The sequence below is a fragment of the Janthinobacterium kochi genome (assembly GCF_051380715.1).
Lineage (GTDB): Bacteria > Pseudomonadota > Gammaproteobacteria > Burkholderiales > Burkholderiaceae_D > Janthinobacterium.
In genome coordinates this window covers 26,786-33,199 of record NZ_JBNYXO010000024.1, presented here as the reverse complement: position 1 = coordinate 33,199, position 6,414 = coordinate 26,786, and the positions used below count along the sequence as shown (strand labels likewise).

General features: G+C 54.1%; 5 protein-coding genes and 2 pseudogenes. All 7 read right to left on the bottom strand.

Going from position 1 to position 6,414, the window contains the following annotated elements; all coding sequences use genetic code 11:
- Positions 1-1,088, bottom strand: a pseudogene (locus tag ACQ4WL_RS27170) (IS3 family transposase).
- Positions 1,089-1,159: 71 nt separating this feature from the next.
- A pseudogene (locus ACQ4WL_RS27165) lies at positions 1,160-1,432 on the bottom strand (integrase core domain-containing protein); the annotation flags it as partial.
- Between the two features lie 422 nt (positions 1,433-1,854).
- A complete protein-coding gene (gene rfbD, locus ACQ4WL_RS27160; protein ID WP_495542733.1) occupies positions 1,855-2,727 on the bottom strand; it encodes a dTDP-4-dehydrorhamnose reductase in 873 nt (290 codons plus the stop codon).
- A gap of 40 nt (positions 2,728-2,767) precedes the next feature.
- Positions 2,768-3,313, bottom strand: a complete 546-nt coding sequence (gene rfbC / locus ACQ4WL_RS27155) for a dTDP-4-dehydrorhamnose 3,5-epimerase (protein ID WP_436512768.1) — start codon at positions 3,311-3,313, stop codon at positions 2,768-2,770.
- Positions 3,314-3,514: 201 nt separating this feature from the next.
- Positions 3,515-4,408, bottom strand: coding sequence for a glucose-1-phosphate thymidylyltransferase RfbA (gene rfbA / locus ACQ4WL_RS27150; protein WP_436512766.1), 894 nt, complete (start codon positions 4,406-4,408; stop codon positions 3,515-3,517).
- Entirely contained in the window at positions 4,408-5,487 is a 1,080-nt protein-coding gene (rfbB, locus tag ACQ4WL_RS27145; RefSeq protein WP_436512764.1) for a dTDP-glucose 4,6-dehydratase, read from the bottom strand. The genes rfbA and rfbB overlap by 1 nt, the downstream gene beginning before the upstream one ends.
- Positions 5,488-5,554: 67 nt before the next feature.
- Entirely contained in the window at positions 5,555-6,370 is an 816-nt protein-coding gene (locus tag ACQ4WL_RS27140) for a 2OG-Fe(II) oxygenase (RefSeq protein ID WP_436512762.1), read from the bottom strand.
- Positions 6,371-6,414 lie beyond the last annotated feature (44 nt).

Here is a 6,414-nt window from a genome sequence, read left to right as displayed (position 1 = left end):
TTAAGCGGCCAAGGCAAGCTTCTGTTTTGGTGTGATGCCGCCAAGTGCCATGTTGGGCCGGTCGTGATTGTAAGTCCACAGCCAGCGGGTTGCAAAATCCTGGATCTCATCGAGCGTATCAAACAGGTGATGGGCCAACCAATCGTAGCGCACCGTGCGGTTATAGCGCTCGACATAAGCATTCTGCTGCGGCTGGCCAGGCTGGATGAAGTCGATGCGAATGCCCCGCTTGGCGGCCCAGGCCAGCGTCACGGCGCTGATGTACTCCGGGCCGTTATCGCAGGGAATGACCAGGGGTTTGCCACGCCATTCGATGATCCTGTCGAGGGAGCGGATGACGCGTTCGGACGGCAAGGAGAAATCGACCTCGATGCCGAGTCCCTCACGGTTGTAGTCGTCGATCACATTGAACAATCGGATGCTTCTGCCGTCGGCCAGTTGGGCATGCATGAAGTCCATCGACCAGGTGTCGTTGATCTGTGTAGGCACGGCCAGCGGCAGCGGCTTTTCCCGCACCAGCCGATGGCGTGGCTTGATCCGCAGGTTCAGTTCCAGCTCGCGATAGATCCGATATACGCGCTTGTGGTTCCATTTAAAACCCTTCACGTTGCGCAAATACAGGAAGCACAGGCCGAAGCCCTAGTTGCGCTGGTTGTTGGTCAGGCGTACCAGCCAGTCAGCCACGACGGCGTTTTCCGCATCGAGCTTAGCGCGATAGCGATAGCAGGTCTGGCTAATGCCAAATACCTGGCAGGCCATTCCAATGGTGGCTGAATGCTGGGCCACGGCCCATTGCGCCATCTCCCGCCGCTGAGATGGCGCTACCATTTTTTTGTCAGGGCCTCCGCGACGATCTCGGCTTTCAAGCGCTCCTCGGCATACATCTTTTTCAGGCGCCGGTTTTCGTCCTCCAGTTCCTTCATGCGGGCCATCAGCGAAGCGTCCATGCCGCCGAACTTGGAGCGCCATTTGTAGAACGTGGCGTTGCTGATGCCGTGCTCGCGGCACAGCTCAGGCACTGGTGAGCCGCCCTCGGCTTGCTTGAGGATGGCGATGATCTGGCTATCGGTAAAACGGGACGTCTTCATGCAGAACTTTCAAAAAATCTGAGTTTGGAAAATTCTACTTTTAAACGCGATCATTTGGTGGGGGGATTACCGTGGTGGTTGTAAAGCTTTAAATAGTTGAGCAAGGTCGCCTGCAAATCGGCCCGGCTGTCGAATCGGGTCTGCTGCAATAGTTCGCTGATACGGCCGTTGAATCTTGCGACCATGCCATTCGTTTGCGGATGCCGGGGCAGTGCCAGACGGTGTTCGATGCCCATGGCGGCGCAGACTTTATCGAAGGCGTGCTGGCCACTGGGCTTCCTGTCTTTTGTTATGAAGCGGTCGGCGAATTGCGAGCCGTTGTCGGTCAGCAGTTTGATGATCTTGATCGGCGAGGCCAGCTTGAGCAGCCGCAGGAAGTCTACGCTGCTTTTATCGCTTATGTCACCGTAGATATGCATGCGCAGCAGGCCGGGCAAGGCAACTTCTTCGCGTCGCACGGCACTTCAAAATCGATCCGCCGCTTGGACGTGGCGAGCTCAACTTTGGTCACGGACCATGGCGCTGGCAGACTCCGCGCGCTTGTACACTGGGCTTCAACGGCAATACTTATCGGGCGCTCTCGCTCTTTGTCTTCAAAATGGCACTGCCCGGTATGGTACTAGAAGTCAAGTTCCACACGAAACGACGTTGACCCGCGAGCACAGCGCTTTAAACGCGTCCGTACAGTTGCGGGGGCGTTTTCCGCGTTGCGGCAAGCCTTTGGCTGTACTCCTATCTTATCAGTCAAGTAGTCTGATTGGTTCATTTACTCTTGGCACAGCTTCAAGGCTTCCTGCCAATGCGGCAGACCGCAAAAAGTATCTATCAGGCGTTGCGAGGATAGTTCAGAATTGGTCGGTCGCCTGGCCGGTACCGGGTAGTCTTGCGCCAATATCGGTTTGAGCCTTGGCTTTTTCTCGATCGATGCATGGGCCATGATCGCTTCGGTAAAACCAAACCATGTGGTTTGTCCCTGTGCCGTCAAATGATACAGACCGGAGCGTGCCTGCCACCATGCTTGCTGGTCGTTTGCCGTCAGGCTTTGTGCCACAATATGTGCCGTGGTGTCGGCGATGGTACGGCTCCATGTTGGTGCACCGAACTGATCAGAAACGATGCTCAGCTCCTCGCGCTCCTGCGCCAGGCGGAGCATGGTCAGCAGAAAATTCTTGCCATGCGTGCTGTAGACCCAACTGGTGCGCAAGATCAGGTGTGGGATGCCCGCCGCCTGGATGGCTTGCTCGCCGGCCAGCTTGCTGCTGCCATACACATTGACAGGGCAGGTCGGATCGGTTTCGACGTAGGGACCGTCATTCGACCCGTCAAAGACATAATCGGTGCTGTAATGAATCATCGCAGCGCCTAGTCTCTTTGCTTCTTCGGCCATGACAGCTGGCGCCTCGCCATTGATGCGCAGCGCCAGGTCCGGCTCGCTCTCTGCCTTATCCACTGCGGTGTAGGCGGCAGGGTTGACGATGAGGGTCGGCTTGACGCGGCGGATGACGTCGCGTACCTGGTCCAGGTCAGCCAGGTCCATCTGACTGCGGTCTACAGCGATGATTTCGCCCAGGCCCTGCAGGCTGCGTTCCAGTTCGTAGCCGACCTGGCCGGTTTTTCCTGTAATTAAGATACGGCTCATATTTGTTCCAGTGAGTGGTGGTGCGGCTGTATTGCCGTACTCAGGCGAAGACATCGGCGTTGGCCAGCAATGTGCCGATTTTATCCTTGGCCGACAGTAACGGCTCGCCGTCCAGCTGCCAGTCGATGCCGATCGCCGGGTCATTCCACAGGATGCTGCGCTCGAATTCCGGCGCCCAATAGTCGGTGGTCTTGTACAGGAACTCGGCGCTGTCGCTGGTGACCACGAAGCCATGGGCGAAACCTTCGGGTATCCATAACTGGCGTTTGTTGGCCGCTGATAAGGTCACGCCTACCCAGTGGCCGAAGGTCGGTGAGCTTTTGCGCAGGTCAACGGCAACGTCGAAGACTTCACCGGCGGTCACACGCACCAGCTTGCCTTGTGGCTGCTGAATTTGGTAATGCAGACCACGCAAGACGCCCTTGGCGGACTTGGAATGATTGTCCTGCACGAAATCGCGCGTGACGCCGGTTAGTTCGGCAAAGTGTTTCTGGTTAAAACTTTCATAAAAAAAGCCGCGATCATCGCCAAATACGGTCGGTTCGATGATCAGGACGTCAGGTATAGCTGTGGTTTGAATTTGCATGGTTTTGGGTAAGCTTGATGATTGCCGGGGAGTAATGCCGTTCAGTTAGTGTTAGTGATGCTATTTTTAGCCCAAGAACAAGGACTGGGGTCGGACCCGGGGTCCGACCCCAGCTCTCTGCCTCTGGGGTTAGCGAATTTACTGGCGCTCATAAATCACGCCAAAACCCTTAACTGAACGGCATTAGTCGCTGGGGAAGTTTTAGTACATTTTCTCTTCAAGGAGGCGCAGCAGGTATTGCCCGTAAGCGTTCTTTTTCAAGGGTTGCGCCAATGCCTCGAGCTTGGCCGCGTCGATATAGCCGCGGCGGTAAGCGATTTCCTCCGGGCAGGCAACTTTCAAACCCTGGCGGTTTTCAATGGTGGCGATGAACTGACCCGCTTCGAGCAGGGATTCATGCGTGCCAGTATCGAGCCAGGCCATGCCGCGGCCCATGAGTTCGACGTTCAACTGTCCCCGCTCCAGATAAGTGCGGTTGACATCCGTGATTTCCAGCTCGCCACGTGGGGACGGGGTGATGCCTGCGGCAATATCGCACACCTGGCTGTCGTAGAAATACAGGCCGGTGACGGCGTAGTTCGATTTTGGCTTGAGCGGTTTTTCCTCGATGCTGACGGCGCGCCGCTGTGCGTCGAAGTCGACCACGCCATAACGTTCCGGATCGGTGACATGATAGGCGAACACGGTCGAGCCACTGGTGCGTGCGGATGCTTCGCGCAATTGCGTTTCGAAGTCGTGGCCGTAATAAATGTTGTCGCCCAGAATCAGGGCTGATGGTGCATCGCCGACAAACTCCTTGCCAATGATGAACGCCTGCGCCAGACCGTCGGGCGTGGGCTGCACGGCATAGCTGAGCTTGATGCCCCACTGGCTGCCGTCACCCAGCAACTCCTGGAAGCGCGGCGTATCTTGTGGCGTGGAAATGATCAGGATGTCGCGTATGCCGGCCAGCATCAGGGTGGTCAGCGGATAGTAAATCATCGGCTTGTCATATACGGGCAGCAGCTGCTTCGACACCGCCATGGTGACGGGATACAGACGCGTGCCTGAACCGCCGGCCAGGATGATGCCCTTGCGTTCGATGGTTGCATTCATTATTGCTGCTCCTGTGCCGTGTCGCGCGCCGCGTAGTTTTTCTCTACCCACTTCAGATAATCGCCAGACTGAACATCGCGTACCCAGGCCTGATTGTCCAGGTACCACTGGACGGTCTTGCGGATGCCGGTGGCGAAGGTTTCGGCCGGCTTCCAGCCCAGTTCGCGCTCGATCTTGCGCGCGTCGATGGCATAGCGGCGGTCGTGACCAGGGCGGTCTTGCACATAGGTGATTTGTTCGCGATAGCTGCCCGATGCCTTGGAGTCGAGCGTATCGAGGATGTCGCATAAGGTGTGCACGACTTCCAGATTGGCCATTTCATTCCAGCCGCCCACGTTGTAGACCTCGCCCAAACGTCCCGCTTCCAGCACGCGGCGAATCGCCGAGCAATGGTCGCCCACATACAGCCAGTCGCGCACTTGCATGCCGTCACCATAGATAGGCAATGGCTTGCCGGCACGGGCGTTGCTGATGATGAGGGGAATCAGTTTTTCCGGGAAATGGAAAGAGCCATAGTTGTTTGAGCAGTTTGTCGTCAGCACGGGCATGCCATACGTATGGAAATAGGCGCGTACCAGATGGTCGGAGGCTGCTTTCGATGCCGAGTAGGGGCTGTTCGGCGCATACGGCGTCGTTTCCGTGAATGGCGGGTCATTCGGTCCCAAGGTGCCATAGACCTCGTCAGTCGAGACATGCAGGAAGCGGAAGCCATCCTTGGCCTCGCCCGTCAGGCCGGACCAATAGGCGCGCGCGGCTTCGAGCAGGCTGAAGGTGCCGTTGACGTTGGTCGAAATGAATTCGCCGGGGCTATGGATCGAGCGATCAACATGGCTCTCTGCGGCAAAATGCACGATGGCGCGGGGCTGGTGTTCGGCCAGCAGGCGGGAGATGTGGGCGGTGTCGCAAATATCGCCGCGCACAAAAATATGTCGAGGGTCTTGTTCCAGGCTGGCAAGATTGCTGAGATTGCCTGCGTAGGTCAGTTTGTCGAGGTTGATGACGGGCTCATCATTGAGCATCAACCAATCTCGTACAAAATTGGAACCAATGAAGCCTGCTCCGCCGGTAACTAAAATCATGCTGTTATCCTTTTATTCGTCCTGTAAGCCATTAATGTATTTAAAATTCTATTTTATAAAAATAATTCTATTTTTTATAAACGTGAGGGTTTTCTATGATGCCTTTTTTGAATAGTTTTCGTACTGCCATTCTCGCTTTAATGTCAGCTTGTAAAAAAATATCTCGCATGACTTGTTCTGGACGACCTCGGAACGAGGTGACGTGGAATTGATCTGTACTTCTGAGTGAAACATCAGAAAAATAGTAGTTCGAAACGCAACCGCGTGCAGTGCCGTTAGATGAAATAGGGCTTACAGAATGCCAGGAGGCGTCGTGCGTAGCCATTACAGCGAGACGATTGAATTTGCTATGGATCGTGATTTGTGGATTTTGCAATCCATCAGGCCAGAGTTCAAGATTCCCTCCATTCTTCAGCGGCCAGTCAGGTGTGACATAATAAAGAAGATTCAGCACGCGCCAGCGCTCACGTTCTTTATCATGTGAGTTATCAAGATGGGGATTCAGAAAATGTTTATCGCCCATGAGTGAAATGCCACCTGCATACAGGTGTTCATCAGGGTAAAGCCCATCTATGTTGCAGATTTTCGAAATTAATTCAACCACGCGCGGATCTTGAAACGCATAAATAGCTTCTTCAAGAATTGGATTGTATTGATCCATTTGCGCAGCGATGAACTTGTATTCCTTTAGACTCTTTTTTAGACGCATATTTTTCCCATCAGGAAAACAGCTAAATATATTTCGTGCTATATCTTCTGGTAATAAATCATCTATGTAAAAATGTCCTATCTTGTCAATAGATTTATTATATTGTAATGATATATTTTCAATCGATGAATTTATTTTTTCGACGATTATGTCAGCTATTTCTAATCTATTCATTATTTTCCTTTAAGTTGTTATTGCTTTTTCAATGGAAATTGAAA

What these genes read in the sequence shown, in the direction of transcription:
- rfbA (WP_436512766.1), bottom strand. Translation starts at nt 4,408, where the DNA reads ATGAATGCAACCATCGAACGCAAGGGCATCATCCTGGCCGGCGGTTCA.
- rfbC (WP_436512768.1), bottom strand. Translation starts at nt 3,313, where the DNA reads ATGCAAATTCAAACCACAGCTATACCTGACGTCCTGATCATCGAACCG.
- ACQ4WL_RS27140 (WP_436512762.1), bottom strand. Translation starts at nt 6,370, where the DNA reads ATGAATAGATTAGAAATAGCTGACATAATCGTCGAAAAAATAAATTCA.
- rfbB (WP_436512764.1), bottom strand. Translation starts at nt 5,487, where the DNA reads ATGATTTTAGTTACCGGCGGAGCAGGCTTCATTGGTTCCAATTTTGTA.
- rfbD (WP_495542733.1), bottom strand. Translation starts at nt 2,727, where the DNA reads ATGAGCCGTATCTTAATTACAGGAAAAACCGGCCAGGTCGGCTACGAA.